At 40.7% G+C, this 21,878-nt stretch carries 18 protein-coding genes; 15 read left to right on the top strand and 3 right to left on the bottom strand.

All coding sequences use genetic code 11. The features are described from left to right. Positions 1 to 47 precede the first annotated feature (47 nt). On the top strand, positions 48 to 188 hold the full coding sequence (locus B3P16_RS21700) for a hypothetical protein (protein ID WP_286754400.1): 141 nt from the start codon (positions 48 to 50) through the stop codon (positions 186 to 188). Here the strand turns inward: B3P16_RS21700 and xerD are convergent. Beyond that, positions 163 to 1,065, bottom strand: a complete 903-nt coding sequence (xerD, locus tag B3P16_RS21695) for a site-specific tyrosine recombinase XerD (protein WP_286844294.1) — start codon at positions 1,063 to 1,065, stop codon at positions 163 to 165. The genes B3P16_RS21700 and xerD overlap by 26 nt on opposite strands. Before the next feature lie 244 nt (positions 1,066 to 1,309). On the opposite strand from xerD, the gene B3P16_RS21690 reads away from it, so the two are divergent. After that, positions 1,310 to 4,165 (top strand): M16 family metallopeptidase, encoded by a 2,856-nt coding sequence (locus B3P16_RS21690; RefSeq protein ID WP_286832024.1) that lies wholly within the window; start codon positions 1,310 to 1,312, stop codon positions 4,163 to 4,165. A gap of 130 nt (positions 4,166 to 4,295) precedes the next feature. On the opposite strand, the gene B3P16_RS21685 is transcribed toward B3P16_RS21690, so the two are convergent. Next, on the bottom strand, positions 4,296 to 5,156 hold the full coding sequence (locus B3P16_RS21685) for a sigma-70 family RNA polymerase sigma factor (protein ID WP_028068906.1): 861 nt from the start codon (positions 5,154 to 5,156) through the stop codon (positions 4,296 to 4,298). 389 nt (positions 5,157 to 5,545) lie between these two features. Between B3P16_RS21685 and B3P16_RS21680 the strand changes: the two genes are divergently transcribed. Further along, positions 5,546 to 5,767 (top strand): helix-turn-helix domain-containing protein, encoded by a 222-nt coding sequence (locus tag B3P16_RS21680; protein WP_046675813.1) that lies wholly within the window; start codon positions 5,546 to 5,548, stop codon positions 5,765 to 5,767. Here B3P16_RS21680 and fmt read toward each other — a convergent pair. Continuing rightward, on the bottom strand, positions 5,764 to 6,681 hold the full coding sequence (fmt, locus tag B3P16_RS21675) for a methionyl-tRNA formyltransferase (protein ID WP_286754402.1): 918 nt from the start codon (positions 6,679 to 6,681) through the stop codon (positions 5,764 to 5,766). The genes B3P16_RS21680 and fmt overlap by 4 nt on opposite strands. A 151-nt stretch (positions 6,682 to 6,832) precedes the next feature. Here fmt and B3P16_RS21670 point away from each other — a divergent pair, with 151 nt between their 5' ends. The 12 genes from B3P16_RS21670 to B3P16_RS21615 all read left to right on the top strand — a co-directional run bounded on the left by B3P16_RS21670 (position 6,833) and on the right by B3P16_RS21615 (position 21,875). Then, on the top strand, positions 6,833 to 8,050 hold the full coding sequence (locus tag B3P16_RS21670) for an ABC transporter permease (protein ID WP_070569678.1): 1,218 nt from the start codon (positions 6,833 to 6,835) through the stop codon (positions 8,048 to 8,050). A gap of 115 nt (positions 8,051 to 8,165) precedes the next feature. Further along, positions 8,166 to 10,289, top strand: coding sequence for a cation:proton antiporter (locus B3P16_RS21665; RefSeq protein WP_286832023.1), 2,124 nt, complete (start codon positions 8,166 to 8,168; stop codon positions 10,287 to 10,289). Between the two features lie 25 nt (positions 10,290 to 10,314). Continuing rightward, on the top strand, positions 10,315 to 11,577 hold the full coding sequence (icd, locus tag B3P16_RS21660; protein WP_286844292.1) for an NADP-dependent isocitrate dehydrogenase: 1,263 nt from the start codon (positions 10,315 to 10,317) through the stop codon (positions 11,575 to 11,577). 57 nt (positions 11,578 to 11,634) lie between these two features. Then, positions 11,635 to 11,892 (top strand): hypothetical protein, encoded by a 258-nt coding sequence (locus B3P16_RS21655; protein WP_070569685.1) that lies wholly within the window; start codon positions 11,635 to 11,637, stop codon positions 11,890 to 11,892. Positions 11,893 to 12,078: 186 nt separating this feature from the next. Beyond that, on the top strand, positions 12,079 to 13,149 hold the full coding sequence (gene serC / locus B3P16_RS21650) for a 3-phosphoserine/phosphohydroxythreonine transaminase (protein ID WP_070569687.1): 1,071 nt from the start codon (positions 12,079 to 12,081) through the stop codon (positions 13,147 to 13,149). Positions 13,150 to 13,293: 144 nt separating this feature from the next. Further along, positions 13,294 to 14,241 carry a D-2-hydroxyacid dehydrogenase gene (locus B3P16_RS21645; protein ID WP_115048054.1) on the top strand — a complete coding sequence of 316 codons (948 nt, stop codon included), beginning with the start codon at positions 13,294 to 13,296 and terminating at the stop codon, positions 14,239 to 14,241. Between the two features lie 124 nt (positions 14,242 to 14,365). After that, complete coding sequence (locus B3P16_RS21640) at positions 14,366 to 15,679, top strand: aspartate kinase (RefSeq protein WP_046675821.1); 1,314 nt, start codon at positions 14,366 to 14,368, stop codon at positions 15,677 to 15,679. A gap of 15 nt (positions 15,680 to 15,694) precedes the next feature. Beyond that, positions 15,695 to 16,855 (top strand): diaminopimelate decarboxylase, encoded by a 1,161-nt coding sequence (lysA, locus tag B3P16_RS21635; protein ID WP_286832020.1) that lies wholly within the window; start codon positions 15,695 to 15,697, stop codon positions 16,853 to 16,855. 137 nt (positions 16,856 to 16,992) lie between these two features. Next, positions 16,993 to 17,751, top strand: a complete 759-nt coding sequence (locus B3P16_RS21630; protein WP_286754404.1) for a prolipoprotein diacylglyceryl transferase — start codon at positions 16,993 to 16,995, stop codon at positions 17,749 to 17,751. Between the two features lie 5 nt (positions 17,752 to 17,756). Next, complete coding sequence (locus B3P16_RS21625) at positions 17,757 to 17,996, top strand: hypothetical protein (protein WP_046675824.1); 240 nt, start codon at positions 17,757 to 17,759, stop codon at positions 17,994 to 17,996. Between the two features lie 11 nt (positions 17,997 to 18,007). Continuing rightward, positions 18,008 to 19,411 carry a radical SAM protein gene (locus B3P16_RS21620; protein ID WP_286844291.1) on the top strand — a complete coding sequence of 468 codons (1,404 nt, stop codon included), beginning with the start codon at positions 18,008 to 18,010 and terminating at the stop codon, positions 19,409 to 19,411. A 64-nt stretch (positions 19,412 to 19,475) separates the two neighbouring features. Beyond that, positions 19,476 to 21,875 carry a mechanosensitive ion channel family protein gene (locus tag B3P16_RS21615; protein WP_286832019.1) on the top strand — a complete coding sequence of 800 codons (2,400 nt, stop codon included), beginning with the start codon at positions 19,476 to 19,478 and terminating at the stop codon, positions 21,873 to 21,875. Positions 21,876 to 21,878: the final 3 nt, after the last annotated feature.

Below are 21,878 nucleotides of genomic sequence, written 5' to 3'. Positions count from 1 at the left end.
TGTCAATTCTCTATTTTTTTACGTCAATGCTATAATAGTTTCCATATATGCTTAGCATCGGGCGGGCCATGTGGAATGAGAGGTGGCTAGCACGATTGCCCCTGAATAAAGCAGTACAGTTCATTTGGATGGCCGAGCTGGCAAAAGGTGATCGGACATTCATCACGACCGTGGATGATATTGCGTAATAACGGAATGAAGGTAGTCCCTATCGATGTGTGTGTATATTTCGGTCGTGGTAATGCTTTCATGACCGAGCATATCTTGTACAGCTCTTAGATCTGCCCCGCCTTCCACTAAATGTGATGCAAAACTATGCCTAAAGGTATGTGGGCTGATGGTTTTTTGTAAACCGATTTTTAAGGCAAGTTCTTTGATGATCAAGAAGATCATGACCCGGGATAATGCGGCGCCTCTTCTGTTGAGGAATACAATATCTTCATTTCCGGCCTTAATCTTGATATGAGGTCTGATCGTTTCTAAGTAGATACGGAGGTGTTTAATGGCGTGTTGACCAATTGGAATGAGGCGTTCTTTGCTTCCCTTGCCCTCAACTTTGATAAATTCAACATCTAAAAAAAGGTTCGATATCTTGAGTGTGACAAGTTCGGAAACACGGAGACCGCATCCGTATAAGATTTCGATGATCGTTTTATTGCGCTCACCCTCGGGTGAAGAAAGATCGATTGCCGCGATCAATTGATCGATCTCATGTATGCTCAAAACGCTGGGCAGCTTGCGTGCCAAGCGTGGCGCCTGAAGAAGATCTGTCGGATTGTGGACGAATTCATGCTCGATCATCAAAAAGCTAAAGAAAGTCTTCAGGCCAGAGATCAGCCTGGATTGTGTGAAGGGTGAAATATTAAACTCCTGCAACCAAGTCAAAAACTCCTGTATATTTTTTCTCGTTACAGTATTTAAAACCAAATGATTGTCTTCGCAGTAGATCTGAAATTTGGATACGTCATTTAAGTAAGCATCAATTGAATTAACGCTTAAGCCTCTTTCGAACTTTAAGAATTGTTCGAATTCCTTTTTTATATCAGTCCAGTTTTCAAAATCCATTTGCAACAAAATTACAATTAACTGTTGTTCTTTTCGAAAGTTATTCTGTATTTTTAAGTGGAATTTTTACAGATTATAAGTGATACAAAGAGACGTTCCCTTATAGCGGGTCCCGATTCCTCCTTGGATAATGAAAAAAGTATTAATCTGTATTTTACGATTTATCGGGACAATTGATCTCCTGTTCCGTTTACCCTAATATAAAACAATTAGCAAAAATAACTGAAAAAAGACATTTTTTTGTATGAAATTCATTAAACCACTCGCATTAGCTTTTCTATTACCGGCTACGTTCTATATAGCAGAAGCAAAAATGCCAACCACATTAACTGCGGAAGCGCGCGCGATTCTATCCCAAGATAGTTTGGCGCTGAATCAAAAATTACCCTTCGACAATGAAGTCATCACAGGGAAACTGAAAAATGGATTTACATACTTTATTCGTAAAAATAGCGAGCCTAAAGGCCGTGTTACCATGTATTTGGGTATGAAGGCCGGCTCTATTCTAGAAAATGAAAAACAGCTTGGTTTGGCCCATTTTTTAGAACATATGAACTTCAATGGCCTGAAGCACTTTCCAAAGAATGAATTGGTTAACTACCTGCAGAAAGCGGGGGTTCGATTTGGATCGGACCTCAATGCCTATACCAGCTTTGACCAGACCGTTTATCAGCTGCCCATTCCTTCTGACGATCCTGAACTTTTAAAAAATGGTTTGCAGGTAATGCGCGATTGGGCTCAGGACGCTTTGTTGGATGGCGAAGAAATTGATAAAGAACGGGGTGTTATTCTCGAAGAAAAACGAGGTGGAAGAGGAGTACAGCAGCGTTTACAGGATCAATACTTTCCGATGTTGCTCAATGGTTCCCTTTACTCCAAGCGTTTGCCGATCGGAACTGAACAGATACTGAAAACATTTCCCTACACAGAAATACGCAAATTCCATGAAGACTGGTATCGCCCGGATTTACAGGCCCTGATCATCGTTGGAGATATTGATCCCAAGGAGATGGAAGAAAGGGTGAAAGTATTGTTTTCCGATATGAAAATGCCCAAAAAAGCGTTGGAGCGTAAAAAATATCGGGTCGATCTGTTAAACAAGAACCAGTTCTTGGCTATTTCAGATCCGGAACTGCCCTACACTGTTGCACAGATTTTGATCAAAAGCGAAAAAGAAAAGGTTTCCACGGTAGGAGATTACAGAAACGAGCTGTTGAAGAATGTGTTCAATCAGATGATCGCGGGGCGTTTTTCTGAATTGATGCAACAACCGAACCCTCCTTTTATGCAGGCAGGTGGAAGTATCAGCGATTTTGTTGCTAACCTTAATACTTTTTCATTGTTGGTGGTGCCTAAACCAGGCGAGTTGGAATCCGGATTTAAAGCGATGTTAACCGAATTTGAGCGCATTCAAAAATACGGTTTTACACAGACGGAGTTGGATCGTGCCATCGCCGATATGAAAAAGGGTAACGAGATGTCATTTATCGAGCGTGATAAAAAGAAGTCGGATAGCTATGTAAACCGTTATCTCAATTATTTTATTGATGATGAACCTGCTTTAAGTAATGAAAACGCTTATCGTTTGACAAAACAGCTGTTACCAACCTTGAAACTGTCGGAAGTGAATGGTTTGGTGAAAAAATATTATACCGATCTGAACCGCGATGTTTTAGTTATGGGGCCAGAAAAGGATAAGGCCAATTTACCCGCTGAGTCTACCGTGACGGGCTGGGTAAAAGCCGTGGAAGAGAGTCCCGTGACAGCATATGAAGATAAAGTTTCCAATCTTCCCTTGCTTTCAAAAGAGCCCGTAAAAGGCACTGTTGTATCGTCAAAAAGTATTGACGCCGTTCAAGCGAAAGAATTGATCTTAAGCAATGGTGTGAAAGTAATCTTAAAGCCTACGGACTTTAAAAATGATGAGATACAGATTATGGCGTATAGTCCGGGTGGAACATCAGGCTATAGTGATGCAGACTACTTCTCAGCCTCCAATGCGTCTTCTTTAATTGATGCAAGCGGCGTTGGACAAATGAACAACGTTGAGCTTACGAAGTATCTTTCAGGAAAAGATGTCTCCATCTCTCCGTATATCTCCGAACGTTACGAAGGTATTTCAGGTAGTACAGATAAAGAAGGCTTGAAGAATGCTTTTGAATTGATTTATGGTTATTTTACCGAGCCTCGATTGGATCAGGATATTTTCCAGAGTACCATGACCCGGGCAAAAGGATCTTTGGAAAATAGGTTGAGCAATCCAAATAATGTATTCTCGGATAAAGTGAAAGAAGTGCTTTATGGCAACAATGTCCGCCGGCAAAACCCAACGGTAGAAACGATCAATAAAATTGATCGGGAGCGTGCTTTGGCAATTTACAAAGAACGATTTGCTGATGCTTCGGATTTTGTGTTTACAATTGTGGGGTCATTTGACGAGAATCAGATCAAGCCTTATTTAGAAACCTACCTGGCTTCATTGCCGGCCCTTAAAAGAGGAGAAAGCTACAAGGATTTAAATATTCTGGAGCCGAGCAAGGGCGAGCGCGTAGTTGTTCATAAAGGCAAAGAGGAGAAGGCAAGTACGCAATTGGCCTACTATGGGGACTATACCTATAATGAAATTGAAAATGTGAATATGGAAGCCTTGGAGAGTGTGTTGACGATCAAATTGTTGGAAAGACTCCGTGAAAAAGAAGGTGGAGTTTACGGCGTGGGCGCTCGGGCGAGTTTCAGTAAGCTGCCAAAAGCACGTTATGCTTTCTCCATTGGTTTTGGTTCGGCAGTAGATAAGGCTGATGCTTTAATCACTTCGGCCTTGGATGAAGTAAAAAAGATTCAGGAAAAAGGCCCCGAAAATGGAGATATCGAAAAGTTCCTAGCAGAACAACAGCGACAAAATGAGTTAAATCTTCGTGAAAATGGTTATTGGCTGAATTATATATCAAGTTCTTATCAGAATGATCTTGATCTTGCACGATATACACGTAGAATAGACAATTTGAAGAAGGTAACTTCGAAGTCGGTGCAGGATGTTGCCGGAAAATATTTGAAAAGAGATCGACTTTTTGAATTTATTTTGATGCCGGATTCTAAATAACAGGAGTCCTGGAAAACAGAAGGGTTGCCTGCGTAGTAGGCAACCCTTTTTTATTGGCCAAAAAATTAGGAACAAAAAATCCCAACCATTTCTGATTGGGATTGCCAAAATGTCTAATAAGTATCTCTTGTTAACCCAAATAGGATTTTAAGATTTTGCTTCTTGAAGTGTGTCTCAAACGTTGAAGAGCTTTATCTTTGATCTGACGAACGCGCTCACGTGTTAAATTGAATTTTTCTCCGATTTCCTCTAACGACAATTGGTGATTGGAACCTAAGCCAAAGAAAAGCACGATAATTTCACGTTCTCTTTCTGTTAATGTTGCCAATGATCGTTTGATTTCTTCTGACAGAGATTCATCAATCAAAGAACTGTCTGTGTCTGGATCATGGTTCTCCAAAACGTCCAAAAGTGTGTTTTCTTCACCTTGAACAAAGGGAGCGTCCATAGATACGTGACGGCCAGAGTTGCTTAGCGTATCCGAAACCTTGTCTACTGTGGTTTCAAGGATATCCGCCAATTCTTCTGGAGATGGTTCCCGTTCGTATTCTTGTTCTAGTTTTGAGAAAGCCTTACTGATTTTGCTCAATGAACCAACTTGATTCAATGGCAGACGTACGATACGCGATTGTTCAGCAATTGCTTGAAGAATAGATTGGCGAATCCACCAAACGGCATAAGAAATGAATTTAAACCCCTTTGTTTCGTCAAAACGTTTAGCTGCTTTAATTAAGCCCAGGTTACCTTCATTGATTAAATCACCTAAGGTTAAACCTTGATTTTGATATTGTTTTGCTACTGATACTACGAAACGAAGGTTGGTTTTAGTCAATTTTTCCAAGGCAACTTGATCGCCTTCGCGGATACGCTGTGCTAATTCTACTTCTTCTTCTGCTGTAATTAAGTCTACTTTACCAATTTCGTGTAAGTATTTGTCCAAAGACTGTGACTCACGATTGGTGATAGATTGTGTAATTTTGAGCTGTCTCATTAATTTTTATTAATTCTCCTCTCTAAGAAATGTTTGCGAAAATACGAAAAATTTTTGAATTATTAATGGAAAATTGATTATCTAGCCACTCATATTTAATGAGTTAGGCTTTTTTGAGTTTCAATTTTTAATCATCAAAAACTATTCCATTTTAATATTTTTTTTCCTCTTATCTGTTGCTGTAATATTCAACTGTTTGATATTTAAAGAGCTAAAAGGTTTAATTTTTTTTATTGTTCTAAACAATTTAACTCGTCGGCAGCTGATTTATTATGCACCATGCATTCCTCAAATTTATTTTAAAATGATAATTTTATGATAAAACAAAAAGATGGATCTTTTGTTTTATTAGTGACATTAAATAAATTTAAAAGAATAAAAATTATATTATGCCAATCTTAATTCACTTGGATAAAATAATGAAAGAGAAAAAGATGTCGCTTAACCAATTGAGTGACAACGTCGGAATTACCCTTTCCAATCTTTCAATCATCAAGAATCAAAAGGCGAAGGCATTGCGATTAGATACTCTTGAAGCGATCTGCAAAGCGCTAGACTGCCAGCCTGGTGATCTGCTGCAATATTATGATGGTGGTGATGAAAAAGGTTAAAATCGATAGCCTTTTAAAAAATCGACTACATTCATTCTTTTTTTGCCTTCGAGTTGAAGGTCAGAAATGACAATATAGCCGTCTTGTGTCGCAATTTTTAAGAAACTTTTCTTGTCAGTTTCTACGGTGCCCGGTATTGTAGCTGTATGGGCAAGCTCTTTTTCTGTGCGATAGATTTTTAGTACCTTATCATTTAAGAGGGTAAATGCCGCTGGATAAGGGCTTAAACCGCGAATGAAGTTATAAACCTCCGCAGTGGGCTGATCCCAGTTTATTTTACAGTCTTCTTTGAAGATTTTTGGTGCGTGTTTGAGTGGCTCCGTGGTGAGAAGGACGTCTTGAGGTTTAGGCTGCAAAGTGCCGGCCTTCAATTGCTGGATGGTTTGAAGGAGCGTTTCTGCCCCAGCCACCATAAGGTTGTCGTGGAGATCGCCGGCATTGTCGGTTTCTTTGATGGTAACTTTTTTCGACAATAAGATGTTTCCCGTATCGATTTCGTGCTGTAGTAAAAATGTCGTTACGCCCGATTCTTTCTCGCCATTGATGATGGCATGATTTATCGGTGCTGCACCCCGATATTGTGGAAGGAGTGAGGCGTGAACGTTGATTGTTCCAAATTTAGGCATATTCCAGACGATCTCAGGTAGCATACGAAATGCGACCACAACCTGTAGGTCCGCCTGAAAACTTTTGAGGTCATTCAGAAATGCTTCATCGCGAAGTTTCACAGGTTGAAGAACTGGGATGTTATGTTGTCTAGCAAATATTTTCACCGCAGATTCATGTATTTTTTGTCCGCGTCCTGCAGGTTTATCCGGTACAGTAACCACAGCGACAACTTGTTCGCCAGACTGAATCAGTGCTTCAAGTGAAGCTACAGCAAAATCGGGAGTACCCATGAAAATAATACGCATAATACTTGAAAATTTTTATAAAACTCTTTAAACCAGTGCAGGAGCCTCCTCGTTGAATAGCCTACTGAAAAACACCTAATAATTTGTCATTTCAGTTTTGTAAATAACAAATTTTTATAACTTTGCGAAGTTACATAAATATATTGAAAGCTTGAATTTTCCTTATTTTTTAGCAAATCGGATCGCATTTTCTGGAAAAAGAACGTTCTCAAAATTGATCGTTCGGGTGACTATTGGTGCCATTGCTCTTGCTATTGCAGCGATTATTATATCTATTGCGGTATTGCGCGGATTTAAGGGAGAGATTATCAGTAAGCAACGGAGTTTTTTTGCCGATGTATTGGTTTTACGTTACGACCTGAATAAGTCTTACGAAAATTCGCCCATAACACTTGCACCGGAGGTCCGCAAGTCCATATTGGCAATTCCTCAAGTCAATTCCATCAGTTCCTTTGCAACCAAGGCCGGAATCATCAATGTCAACAATGAAGTGGAAGGCGTGGTTCTCAAGGGTATCGATTCATTGTATAATCAGCAGCCGTTTCAAGGTATGCTGGTGGAAGGGAATATGATAGACTTTAAATCGGATAATGCTGATAATCAGATTTTAGTCTCTAAGTATCTCGCAGATCGATTGCTCTTAAAAGTCGGTGACGATTTTATTATGTATTTCGTGCAGGATCCTATACGCAAACGTAAATTTGTCATTAAGGGCATTTTTAATACAGGCTCTGAAGAATTAGATAAGGTCTATGTGATCGGGTCTCTCAATGTCATCCGCAAACTGAGCAACCTCGATGATCATGAGGTAGGGGGCTATGAGATTCGGATCAAAGATTTTAGTCAGCTCGAACGGACAACAAACAAGGTTGAAGACCTGTTGCCTATCGATATGCAGGCAATCAATATCAAGGATCAGGTTCCCGATATTTTTCAATGGCTGGAACTGCTGGATATGAACACCAAAATCATTTTTATACTGATGACGGTGGTAGCTATTATCAATATGATTTCCGCCTTGCTGATCACCATTCTTGAGCGGACTTCAATGATCGGTATTTTAAAGGCGTTGGGGTATCACAATGCCGGAATTCGCCGTGTTTTCATGTACAGTGCCTTGTACCTGATCGGCCTCGGATTGTTAATCGGTAATCTTATTGGCCTCGGTTTTTACTTTTTTCAGGATTTTACCCATTTCTTTAAATTGGATGAGAAGACCTACTATATCTCCTATGTGGCCGTTCAACTTCAATGGTCTGATGTGATTCTTGTCAATTTGGCTGTTGTGTTTATCGGAATGATCTCTTTATTTATTCCGTCAATGCTAATTACCAAAATTAGTCCGATTAAAGCCATTTCTTTTAAGTAACACTCTTTTTAGGCTTCGCTTTCTTTAAAAAATCGTATTTTTAGTGCTGTTAACTATTTTTCGAGCTGTATAGAAAAATAAGTATATACATATTACGGCTAGTATACAAGCACTTATGAATAAAACTTTTGAGCATATTTCCCACGCTTTCGAAGCACCTTTACAAAATCCTGTACTTATATTTTCACTGGTACTTTTTATTATCCTGTTATCACCGATCGTATTGCGGCCGATTAAGGTTCCCGGTATTATTGGATTGATTATATCTGGTGTTATTATTGGACCACATGGACTCAACTGGTTGGAAAAAAACTCGGCTATCACACTTTTTTCAACAATAGGCCTGCTCTATATCATGTTTATTGCTGGTTTGGAGTTAGATATGAATGAGTTTAAAAAGACCAAGAATAAGAGTTTACTTTTTGGCTTTTTAACATTTATTGTTCCGATCAGTATTGGCTATCCTGTTTGTCATTTTTTACTGGGCTACGGTGTTTTACCGAGTTTGTTGATATCAAGCATGTTTGCTACCCATACGCTGGTTTCTTATCCCATCGTCAATAGCTATGGTATTTCAAAAATGGAGGCTGTTGCGATTACGATCGGTGGAACAATCCTGACCGATACGGCCGTGCTGATTATTCTTGCTGTAATTACCGGCGTTTCTCAGGGAAATATTGGTAATGAATTTTGGATTACCCTGGCGATTTCCTTTGCTATCTTTCTGTTTATCATGTTTGGTGTTATTCCGAGGATCGCGAAATGGTTTTTTGAGCGCTTGGGGAGTGAGAAGACGTCCAATTATATCTTCGTTCTCTCGGTTGTGTTTTTTGCGGCATTTTTGGCAGAAATTGCCGGCCTTGAGCCGATTATTGGTGCTTTCGTTGCCGGTCTGGCCCTCAATAAACTGATTCCACATTCTTCGGCTTTGATGAACCGGATCGAGTTTATTGGCAACGCGATTTTTATTCCTTTCTTCTTGATATCTGTGGGCATGATTGTCGATGTCAGCGTGATCTTGAAGGGGCCGCAGGCCCTTATTATTGCCGGAACACTGACCGTTGTGGCTATCGTCGGAAAATATGTGGCCGCATGGCTGACACAGATCGTTTTTAAATACAGCCGTGGTCAGCGTAACCTGATATTTGGTTTAAGTAGTGCACATGCCGCAGCAACACTGGCCGTTATCATGGTTGGACATAAGAACGGCATTATCGATGAGAATGTGCTTAATGGTACGATTCTGCTGATTTTGGTGACCTGCATTGTCGCCACGGTGGTGACGGGAAATGCCTCACGTAAAGTGGTTCTGGATGGCGAACAGGACGAAGAACATACTGATGTGGTAAAGGAAAAAGATGAAAACATCTTGATTTCTATCGCTAATATGGATAATATGGAGCCGATTTTGGATTTTTCAACCTATATTAAAAGCAAGAAATGTTCCTATCCTGTCAATATTGTGTCCGTTGTGAAAGATAATGAACAGGCACAATTAAACATGTCCAAAGCACGGAAGAACCTGGACAATATGGTCAGGTATGCTTCGGGTAGTGAAACAAATGTGAATATAAGTGCTACTATAGATTTAAACATTGCCAGCGGGGTTGCACGTTCGGCAAAAGAGGTTTCTGCCAATTGTATTGTTTTAGGCTGGCCAAGTGCGGCCAATTTTATGGATAAGTTTGTCGGGGAGAAAACGGAAAGTATTTTAAATAGAACCTCGGCTAATGTGATGTTATGTCATTTTAAAAAACCTTTTATTTCGAATAAGTCGATTGTCGTTTTTGCACCACCGATGTGCGAGGCGGAATTTGGTTTCGAATACTGGCTGGAAAAGGTAGTTAAGTTTGCCCAGGAATTATCCCTGTCCATCACTTTTGTGGTTGATACACGTTCTGCCGCTGCCATTGAAGAACATCTCGTCGAATTGAAAAATTCTGTTCCTGTCACATTCAAACATTACGACAACTGGGACAATTTACAGGGCCTTAAAGCGTTTAAGGAGGAGGATGCGATGTTTATTTTTGTGTCGGCTAGAAATGGAGAAGTTTCCTATCGGGATTCGCTGGATGGAGTAGCAAAGAAATTAGATCGTATTTATGCAAACGAAAATCTTGTTTTAGTGTTTCCTAGTAGAGTGGAAAATGCGCACATCGACGAATATGAAGATGTTGAAGCTGCACCAATCTTTAGAAAAATTAGCAAAGAAATCGGAAATATGTTTAATAAGGGATAGTTATTGTCCGTTAAAATTGAAGGTTATGTCAAATAAGATTACAATGTCAAGTGAAGGAACTTTACAGGTTCCAGATTTTCCAACAATTCCTTTTATTATCGGCGACGGCATTGGTCCTGACCTCTGGCATGCGGCAGTGCGTGTTTTTGATCAGGCGGTGGAGAAAGCGTACGGCGGACAACGGAAAATTACATGGAAGGAGGTGTTGGCAGGTGAGAAAGCTTTCAACGAAACAGGCGAATGGCTACCAAAAGATACGTTGAATGTATTAAAAGAGTACCTGGTTGGAATCAAAGGGCCGCTCACCACGCCAGTAGGCGGGGGAATCCGTTCGTTGAATGTTGCGTTGCGTAAGGATTTGGATCTCTATGTATGTCAACGCCCGACAAAATGGTTTGAGGGTGTACCTTCGCCAGTCAAACATCCCGAGTATGTGGATATGGTGATTTTTCGCGAAAATACCGAAGATATTTATGCTGGAATAGAGTTTCAGGCAGGAACAGCTGAAGCCAACAGATTCCAGGATTTCTTGCATGATGAGCTTGATATTGATTACAATTTCTCGGCCACGACAGGCGTCGGTGTCAAGCTGGTTTCTGAAGAGGGCTCCAAAAGATTAGTCCGTGCAGCGATAGAACATGCTATTGATCACAATTTGCCTTCCGTGACGATTGTCCACAAAGGAAATATCATGAAATTTACGGAGGGGGCTTTTAAGATGTGGGCTTATGAGGTTGCTGAAACGGAATTTGCCGACAAAACCTATACGTGGGGACAGTGGGAGCGAACGAAAGAGGAAAAGGGTGCTGAGGTTGCTAACCAAGAGCAAAAAGCGGCCTTGGATTCCGGTAAAATCTTGATTAAAGATATGATTGCCGACAATTTTTTACAGCAGATCCTGCTGAATCCACGGGATTTTTCTGTTGTAGCAACGTTGAATCTGAACGGTGATTATATTTCTGATGCGCTGGCAGCAATGGTTGGCAGTATAGGGATCGCACCGGGTGCTAATATCAATTTTAAAACCGGGCACGCTGTCTTTGAAGCCACCCATGGTACTGCACCTCGCTTTGCAAATACCAATACCATGAATCCTTCATCGGTTATTTTAAGCGGTGTTATGCTATTCGAATACCTCGGCTGGACCGAAGCGGCGGCGGCAATTGTTAAGGCCTTAGGAGAAACGATATTGGCTAAGACTGTGACGGTGGATTTTTACAATTTGATGGATGATGCGACCTTGGTCAAAACAAGCGAATTTGCAGATCGAATTATTGAAAAAATATAAGAATTTTATTTTCTGAGATATTAAGCAGAAATTTGAATAAAATTTCTGCTTTTTTTTATGGATTACAATCAGCTGCCACTTTTTATAAAGGAATCGACCGTTTTTACGGAGAACGAAAAAATGAAGTTGGCTCAGGTCGACCGTTTACCCACGCCACAGGAGGTAGATGATATAACGAGTCTCCCTGAAATTTACGAATTGCTAAATGCCTTTATTGGTGATCAATCTTCTCGTAATACCCATCTTCAGCTCAAGGCTAAGGAGTATTTGCAAGATAATCAGGTAGATATGGCATGGAAAGTGTTGCTTATTTGATGTTTTTTGCATTGAATTAGCTGTTTGTTATGCGATCTTTTTATTGAAATCATTTAGAATTTTATAAATTTTCAATAAAAAAACAGATTAGTTGAAAAATATATAATTTTATTTTACCTTTGGTTTTTAAACAACGGATTGCTTAGCTAGGGTTAAAAAATAGCAATCAAACAAACTATAACATCAATGAAACATAATTTTGGAGCAGGTCCATGTATTCTGCCAAAGGAAGTATTTCAACAAGCCTCAGAAGCTGTAATTGATTTTAACAACACCGGTTTATCAATTTTAGAGATCTCTCACCGTTCCAAAGAGTTTGAAGCAGTGATAGATGAAGCCACGCAATTAGTACGCGAGTTATTGGCAGTACCTCAGGGATATTCGATTCTTTTCCTCCAAGGAGGGGCAAGTTTGCAATTTGCAATGGCGCCGTTGAATCTTTTACCTGAAGGCGGTAAGGCTGCTTATTTGGATACGGGTGTATGGGCTACAAAAGCATTAAAAGAAGCTAAAAAATTCGGTACAGTAGATGTTGTAGCTTCGTCGATTGATAAAAATTATTCCTATATCCCTAAGGGATATGCCATCCCAACAGATGCGGCATATTTTCATTATACAGCCAACAATACCATTTACGGTACGGAGGTTTTTGATAAACCCGAAACCGCATTGCCAGTGGTTGTTGACATGTCTTCTGATATTTTTTCACGTGAGATCAACGTTGCTGACTATGATTTGATTTATGCTGGTGCTCAAAAAAATATGGGACCTGCAGGTGTTACACTCGTGATTGTTAAAGATGATATCTTAGGTAAATCAGGACGTATTCTTCCATCGATGTTGGATTATCAATTGCATATCAACGGTGGTTCAATGTACAATACACCACCGGTATATTCGATTTTTGTTTCGATGTTAAACCTTCGTTGGTTAAAAGCAAAAGGCGGTGTTTCGGTATTGGAACAAGAGAATATCATCAAAGCACGTGCTTTATACGATGAAATCGATCGCAACCCATTATTCAAAGGTACTGCTGCTGTAGAAGACCGTTCACGCATGAATGTTACTTTTGTGATGGATACACCAGAGTTGGAAGCTGAATTTTTGGCTTTGGCGAAAGAACGTAATTTGATTGGCATCAAAGGTCACCGTTCTGTCGGTGGATTTAGAGCTTCAATCTACAATGCTTTACCATTGAGCAGCGTAAATGCGTTGATTGATGCCATGAAAGAATTTGAGGACACGCATACAGCCTAAGGCTGCATGCATGTTGCTGAAATTTAACAGTTGACGAATAAATAATTAGTTAGATTACGAATTATAAAGGTCGTATCGTATTCACGGGATTGGATCTTCCAATGAGTTGAATGGTACTGCTACCTTTAAAAACGAATTATAAAGATGAAAATATTAGCGAATGACGGTATCGATCCACTAGGAAAAAAAATGCTGGAAGATGCCGGTCATAGTGTAGATACAACGCATATTCCACAAGAAGAGCTTCCAGAAAAGCTTCTTGCTTATGACGCAATCACGGTACGTAGCGCAACTAAAGTGCGTCAGGCCCTGATTGATGGCTGCCCTAATTTGAAAGTTATCGGCCGTGGTGGAGTAGGCATGGATAATATTGACGTAGAATATGCCCGTTCAAAAGGCATCGCTGTTGTCAATACCCCGGCGGCATCTTCGCTATCCGTTGCTGAGCTGGTGTTTGCTCACCTATTGAATGGTGTCCGCTTCTTATACGATGCCAACAGAAAAATGCCAGTTGAGGGCAACACAAAATTTGGCGCCCTTAAAAAAGCTTATGGTGCCGGTACGGAGCTTCGTGGTAAGACGATCGGTATCGTTGGATTTGGCCGTATCGGTCGTGAAGTTGCCAAAATCGCCATTGGTCTAGGGATGGATGTGGTTTATACGGATTTGTTCGAAGGACCAAAAGCGTTGACCATAACACTTTCAGGTGGCATCCAGGTTGACGTGCCTATTCAACAAGTGGAGATGGACGAGCTATTGAAAGTTTCAGATTTTATCTCTTTACACGTTCCATTTTTGGATAAACCAGCGATTGGAGCTGCAGAGTTCCCATTATTGAAAGATGGTGTAGGCTTAGTCAATGCTTCTAGAGGTGGCGTTATTGATGAGTTGGAATTGGTGAAAGCATTGGATTCGGGCAAGGTAGCATTTGCTGGTTTAGATGTATTCGACAACGAACCTACTCCACGTGAGGAGATTTTAAAACATCCGAAAATTTCATTGACGCCACATATTGGAGCGGCAACTAATGAAGCTCAAGAAAGAATCGGCGAAGAATTGGCCGGTCTGCTGATCGAAAACTTGAAGAAGTAATTCTTCCGCATAACATAAAGGTATGCGGCACAAAACTTTCATGATTTTGTGCCGCATTTTTTTTAATATAAATTCATGAATTGCCTATATTGGCACACAGAAATTTAATAATTGTAACTTCAGTATGAAAGTTTTAAAATTTGGTGGTACTTCCGTGGGGAGTGCAGCACGTATCAAAGGGTTGTTGGATATTGTAAACCCTGCTGAACGTCAGATCGTCGTGTTGTCCGCAGTTGCTGGAACGACAAATGCTTTGGTTGAAATCGGTCAAGCTTACACAGCAGGTAAGAAGGACGAAGCTAAAGAGTTGGTCAAGAAGCATAAGGATAAGTACGAAGACCTTATTAAAGAACTTTTCAGTACTGAACAGGGATATAAAAATGGTAAAGAATTGATCGATTACCATTTTAACCTGATTTCTACCTTGGCCAACGAATTGTTTACACCCATCGAGGAGAAAGTTATTTTAGCACAGGGCGAATTGATGTCTACCGCTTTATGGCATTTTTACCTGAATGAAATTGGCGTAAAATCCGTGCTGTTGCCAGCCCTGGACTTTATGAAAATTGATGAAGACAATGAGCCTATGGTTGATTACATTGGCGAAAAGCTAAGCCATATTTTGGCCCAGAGTCCAGAAAATACCCTATTTATCACGCAAGGTTTTATTTGCCGTAATTCTTTTGGTGAAATTGATAATTTGCGCCGTGGAGGTTCAGATTATACGGCTTCCTTGATCGGGGCAGCAATCCGTGCCGAGGAAGTTCAGATCTGGACTGACATCGACGGGATGCACAACAATGATCCCCGTGTTGTCAAAGGAACCACACCGATTGCACATCTAAGCTTTGATGAAGCAGCGGAGCTGGCTTATTTTGGTGCTAAAATCTTACATCCACAATCGGTGTTCCCAGCGCAAAAATATAACGTTCCAGTTCGGTTGTTGAATACGATGGAACCCAATGCAAAAGGGACATTGATCAGTAAAGACGGTGCGCAGAAAGGTTGTATTCGTGCTATAGCAGCGAAAGACGGTATCACAGCAATTCATATCCATTCGTCGAGAATGCTACTTGCCTACGGTTTCCTGCGCCGTGTCTTTGAAATATTCGAGCGTTATAAAACACCAATCGATATGATCACAACTTCGGAAGTGGCGGTGTCTTTGACGATTGATGATACCACAAATTTGGCGGATATTATCAAAGAAGTGGAAGATTTTGGTTCAGTAACAGTGGATGGTGATCAGACCATTGTATGCGTTGTAGGGGATTTTGGTTTGAATAGCCATGGCTATGCCGCTCGCGTACTTGATGCTGTAAAACACCTTCCAGTTCGTATGATTTCGTATGGTGGTTCAGACTTTAACGTGTCAATTCTATTGAATTCAGATCATAAAACTGAAGCATTACGTTCATTGCACAATCGTTTATTTTAAGAATTAGGTTTTTATATGATAAATACAGGTATCGCGGCGAAGTTTGCAGAGAAAGAAACGCCGTTTTATTATTATGATCTGCATGTGTTAAACAAGACCCTGGAGGCTGCGCATGCTGCTTCGCACAAACGGGGATTTCATGTTCATTATGCATTAAAGGCCAATTTTAATGACGAGTTATTGAAGGCGATTCAAGCGGTCGGCTTTGGTGCGGATTGTGTGAGCGGCAATGAGGTGAAGAAAGCCATTGAATGTGGCTTTGATTCCAAAAAAGTTACTTTTGCAGGAGTTGGTAAATCCGATAAGGAAATCAATTACGCGCTCGATCAAAATATCTTCGCGTTTAATGTTGAATCCATTCAGGAGCTTGAGGTCATCAATGAGCTTGCCTCAAAGAAAGGTGTAAAAGCGAATGTAGCTTTACGGATCAATCCAAACGTGGATGCACATACCCATCATTATATTACAACAGGGCTTGATGAAAACAAATTTGGTGTGCCCAATGCCGATTTGGAAAAATGTGCAGCCGTGCTTAAAAAATGTGAGTCTATTGAATTGGTAGGTCTTCATTTTCACGTCGGTTCACAGATTACGGATATGACCGTATTCAAAAGCCTGTGTGTGAAAGTCAATGAATGGAAAAACTGGTTTGAAGAACGCGGTAAACAAATCCGTGTATTGAATGTCGGTGGCGGATTGGGGATAGATTATAAAAATCCGGATGGGAATACAATTCCCGATTTTGAAGCCTATTTTGATATTTTCGACCGCTTCCTGGAGCGTACAGCACAGCAAGAAGTGCACTTTGAATTGGGACGGGCTTTGGTTGCGCAATGCGGAAGCTTGGTAAGCCGTGTCTTGTATGTCAAAAATGGTGTCAAGAAGAATTTCTTGGTATTGGATGCCGGAATGACTGAATTAATGCGCCCGGCCTTGTATCAGGCCTATCATAAAATTGAGAATATCAGTGCGGTGGACACTGTAGAATCCATTAACTATGATGTGGTTGGACCTATCTGTGAATCTTCAGATTGTTTTGGTAAGGAAGTGCCACTTCCGGTCTCAAAACGTGGCGACTTAATTGCCATTCGTTCTGCAGGCGCCTATGGCGAAGTGATGGCTTCGCGTTATAACCTCCGTGAGGAAATACGGTTTGTGTATAGCAATCAGCTTTAATAGCTGTCGTAAAATAATTATTCTTAAGCCAGTCCATTTCTCGGACTGGCTTTTTTTGTTTTTAAATGCTGGCGTCATGTCTGCTTGGTGAGCAATTTTGTTTATCATTTTGTTGATCGTCTTTCGTATACTTGTTTATGCTTGTGCTAATTGAATTTCCGGTTACGATAGATTTGTTTGGAAAAACATTTCTCTTACATCCTTTTATGGAAGGGTTGGGGATGTTTATAGGGATGCGTTATTACCAACTGCTCAAGTGGAAGGATGAGGAAAGTTTAGGGCATACCAATTCACTTCTTATTGTTATTGCTGCCGGCTTAGGCGCTTTAATCGGCTCGCATATTATCGGGTCCCTCGAGCGTCCGGCTGAGTTGCTCAATGCGACACATAAATTGACCTACATCTGGGTGAATAATACGATAATCGGTGGTTTGGCAGGAGGTTTGGTTGCCGTAGAAGGGATGAAAAAGATCATGGGTAAAAAAGAAAGTACCGGGGATCGGATGGTCTTTCCTTTAATTACCGCAATTGTCATTGGCAGGATAGGATGTTTTTACACGGGTGTATTCGAGCAGACCTACGGTTTACCCACTACCTCTCCATTGGGGATGTACTTGGGCGATGCCTACAAACGGCATCCAGTTGCGCTGTATGAAATCGCATTTTTGCTGCTTTTATTTGTAACGCTCCAACTTTTTAAACGACGATACAATTATCGAAATGGTGTGTTGTTTCAGCTTTTTATGCTTAGTTATTTTAGTTTTCGTTTCCTTTTGGACTTTATTAAGCCACGGGCAATTATACTTTTGGGGCTAAGTACCATACAAATTACCTGCATCGTGGTGATAATTTATTATATTTATTTATTAAAAAATGAACGTTTAATCAAAAAATAGGAATCATGTATTTGCTTGAAGGATCATTTGGATCGGAAAGTACCGCGATGTTGGGACTTTTTCTTCTTACTATAGGTGCTATTGTGATTGGCATTGCACTTTTGGTTATTATTATCGGCTCGATTATTAAAGCAGGTAATAAGGAGTCGAAGTTTAATGTCAATCCCTGGCTTAAAGTATTGTTGGGCGGAATTGGAGCAATGCTGGCAGGAGGGCTTGCCTGCGGACTTACCTTTATGAACTAGAAATCAGAACGATGCCAGTAAGAAACTATACGTACTACGATTATACCATTAGCCTATGTCCAACATGCCTTTCGCGTGTGGGTGCCAAGATTATTATCGAGGATGAACAGGTATTTATGACCAAAAACTGTCCCGATCATGGTTTTTTCAAAACGCTGATTGCGACGGATGTTGACTATTATAAGAACATTCGGAATTATAATAAAGCCTCCGAAACACCGTTGAAATTTGACAACGAAGTACATTATGGCTGCCCATACGATTGCGGTTTATGTGTAGATCACGAGCAGCATAGCTGCTTGTCCATTGTTGAGGTGACCGACCGTTGTAATTTGACCTGCCCAACTTGTTACGCCATGTCGTCGCCCCACTACGGACGACATCGCTCGCTGGAAGAGATTGAACAGATGTTTGACAAAATCGTCGAAAGTGAGGGTGAACCAGATGTGGTTCAGATCAGCGGTGGAGAGCCAACCATACACCCTGATTTTTTTAAGATTTTAGACATTGCGAAGACAAAACCTATTAAGCATCTCATGCTCAATACGAATGGTATCCGAATTGCCAATGATCCTGGTTTTGCTGAGCAACTCGCCACCTATGCGCCTGAATTTGAAATCTATCTCCAGTTTGATTCTTTTCGCCCATCCGTGCTCGAAAAGTTTCGGGGCAAAGATCTCACGGATGTCCGAAAAAAGGCCATTGACAAATTAAATGCGCTCAATCTGAGTACAACATTGGTTGTGGTCTTAGAAAAGGGAACCAATGATGATGAAATTGATAAAATCTTGGAGTACGCTTTACAACAGCGATGTGTACGCGGGGTAACTTTTCAACCGGTGGAAATTGCCGGGCGAAATGCGACCGATGCACAGCAGCATAAAATGACACTGACCGAGGTGCGTCAGGAAATTCTGAATCAATATTCCCTATTGGATCCACATGATATTATTCCTGTTCCTTGTAATCCTGATGCGTTGGCGATGGGTTATATCCTGAAGATAGGCGATGAGCGGATACCCTTGACCCGGCATATTGATCCGGCTATTTTATTAAATAACCAATCGCGCAATACCATTGTCTATGAACAGGACAAAGGTGTTCAGATGCAATTGCTGGATATATTTAGTACCGGAATTTCGGTGGATAAGGTAAAGCCAAAAGTAAACCAGTTACTTTGCTGTTTGCCAGAAGTGTGCGCACCTGATCTTGATTACGACAATCTTTTCCGCATTATCATTATGAATTTTATGGACGCCTACGATTTTGATGTTCGTGCTGTTAAGAAATCTTGTGTCCACATCGTCAATAAAGATTTGAAGTTGATTCCTTTTGAAACGATGAATTTATTTTATCGTGATGATAAAATAAAACGGCTGGAAGAACTAAAACTCTCCGATGCTATTCGATTTTAACAGGAGATAAGTTATTTTTGTCGGGGAAAAACCTTTGGTCCTTTCTTTGCAATTTGTAGTTTCCATGGCATTTGACTACCTGTTGCCAGGAAAGAAAATCAACAAAATTAGAAGTATGAAATTGGGCATTGTCAAGCATTTTATTTTTGTCTTAAGTCTCTTGACTTTTCAGCTGCACGGATTTGCACAGGACTCCGTTCAGGTTCGGAAGAATCAGATAGGCGATCGCACGGCGAACCATAGCAGCCTAAGTAGACGGTCGAATGTGGATTCGACACGCGTTGGAAATGACTCACTGCGGAATGAGCTACGAAATGATCTTCGCAAAGTAAATCTAAACTTTTTATCCAATATTCGTACGGCTTCCATGGCCGAGCTTATCGCGCAGCTGAATGAAAAATCCAATGGCTACTTGACAACGAATGCTGGATCGGCTAAAGATAGTATTGCTTTAATAAAAAATAGTATCCATGAAGAAATCAGCCAGCTGAAGTCTATTAAAGGCAGTATCAGCAATTATTCCAATAGCCTCAATGTGACAGCAGATCAGATCAAAACGCTGATCAACCGCTATGATATCAGTGCCAATAATCACAGTAGAGCGTATCAATATCTCGACAATGCGCAGCTTAAACTAGCTGCAAAACAAGATTCGCTGGAGGCGATCAATCGGACGATTGATGAACTTATAGCTAAAAATCAACGTCATCTGATTCGGATTGAAACCGTTCACGAAATGAAAAGCGGAAACAAAAAAGCCGATTCCGTGACCGCTAAAAGTTCGATATGGAAAGCCAATACGGCAGCCATCTCTAAAGATGTGATCTTAAATAATATCCGGAGTAATTACAGTAACAATAAGTCGATAGACAAATATGTGAATCGGACAGATTGGGCGAGCCGTATCCTGTTGATTGTACTGGGATTGGGGTATTGCTACTGGATTGTACGGGTGTCTTATATCCTTCGGCAAAATGATCCTGAACATAAACTTGCGATTGATGCGATCGTTGGGAAAACCATTATTTTTCTCCTGACACTGTTGCCTTTTGTAAACTTCTTTACACCAAGTTTCATTTTGCAGGCTTCCCAATTGGTCATCATGTTAATCTTCATGTTTTTGCTCAGGCATCGCATGAGTGGATTGCAGCGTAAAATTGCCATTATCCTTATTGTATTCTATATCCTGGATGTATTTGTCAATATGATCGTAAGCGATGACCTGTTTTTACGTATCGTTTGTATTGCCTTCAATTTGATTGCTTTAGGATTGGTCAGTTATACGAAACGGCGTATAAAGAATGCGGATAGTCCGGGTTATATCAGTAATTTTATTTATGTGATTTTTGCTATACTCAACGTGACGGCAATTACGCTGAATATTATCGGGCATGTGGAGCATTCACGTAGTTTTAGTATTGCCTGTGCTGTGGGGCTGGTGCAGTCTTTTACACTGCAGTATTTTTCGGATATGATTAAGGCGGATGTCCGCAATCAGTTTAAAAAAGATCGGCTGACTTCCGGTTTTTGGATGCGTTTCAACGAGCAGCGCACCTTGGCTATCATCACCGAAATTCTGCGTATTGTCTGTGTGCTTTTGGCGATCATTGTCCTGGCAAATAACTTACAGTTTATTGAAAGTTTATTGGCATTGAGCGAAACATTCTTCGGAAAAGTACGCAGCATCGGCAGCATCTCTTTTACCTTAGGAAATCTTGGTGTAGCGGTTTTACTGCTGTTGGTGGCCAATTGGTTTCAGAAAAATATTAGTTTGATCGTTCTTGGTGGTGAAGACGGTCAGCTCAGCCAGGTCTATAATCAGAAGATGACCTTATTTCCGCTCTTTCGCTTGGCCATTATTCTGATCGGTTTCTTTATGGCCATCTCGGCCCTGGGTATGAGTTTGGACAAACTTACGGTCGTGATTGGCGCATTGAGTGTTGGTATCGGACTCGGCATGCAGAATATCATCAATAATTTTGTCTCGGGCATAATTTTGGTTTTTGATAAGCCGTTTCGCGTTGGTGATCAAATTGAGCTTGCCGACAAAAAAGGGCGCGTCAAGGAAATCGGTATACGCGCCAGTGTTTTAAAAACAGGTGATGGTGCAGATGTCATTATTCCAAATGGTGATTTGCTGTCGGGAAGGGTTGTCAATTGGACCTTATCCCAAGAATACAGCAAGACAAGTTTTGTTCTCCATATCGATCGGAAAGCAGATTTGGACCAAGCCAAACAATGGATCAAAGACGCTATGGAAAGTAGTGACCATTTTATCAAGGATAGAGATAGCGGAATCAGTATACAGGACATCAGTGCTGAGATGATTTACCTGAGTGTTTCCGGCTGGGTAAATTTTGCTGCCAATGCTTCTGCCTTTAAAAATGATGTCTTACTTGTATTGTATAAGAAGTTTGAAGCTGAGGGCTTGAAGTTTTATAGCGTCATTCCACCCAAGATTTAGCCC

The organism is Sphingobacterium sp. UBA7631, from assembly GCF_002483935.1.
Lineage (GTDB): Bacteria > Bacteroidota > Bacteroidia > Sphingobacteriales > Sphingobacteriaceae > Sphingobacterium > Sphingobacterium multivorum.
This window is presented reverse-complemented; position numbering and strand designations above follow the sequence as displayed.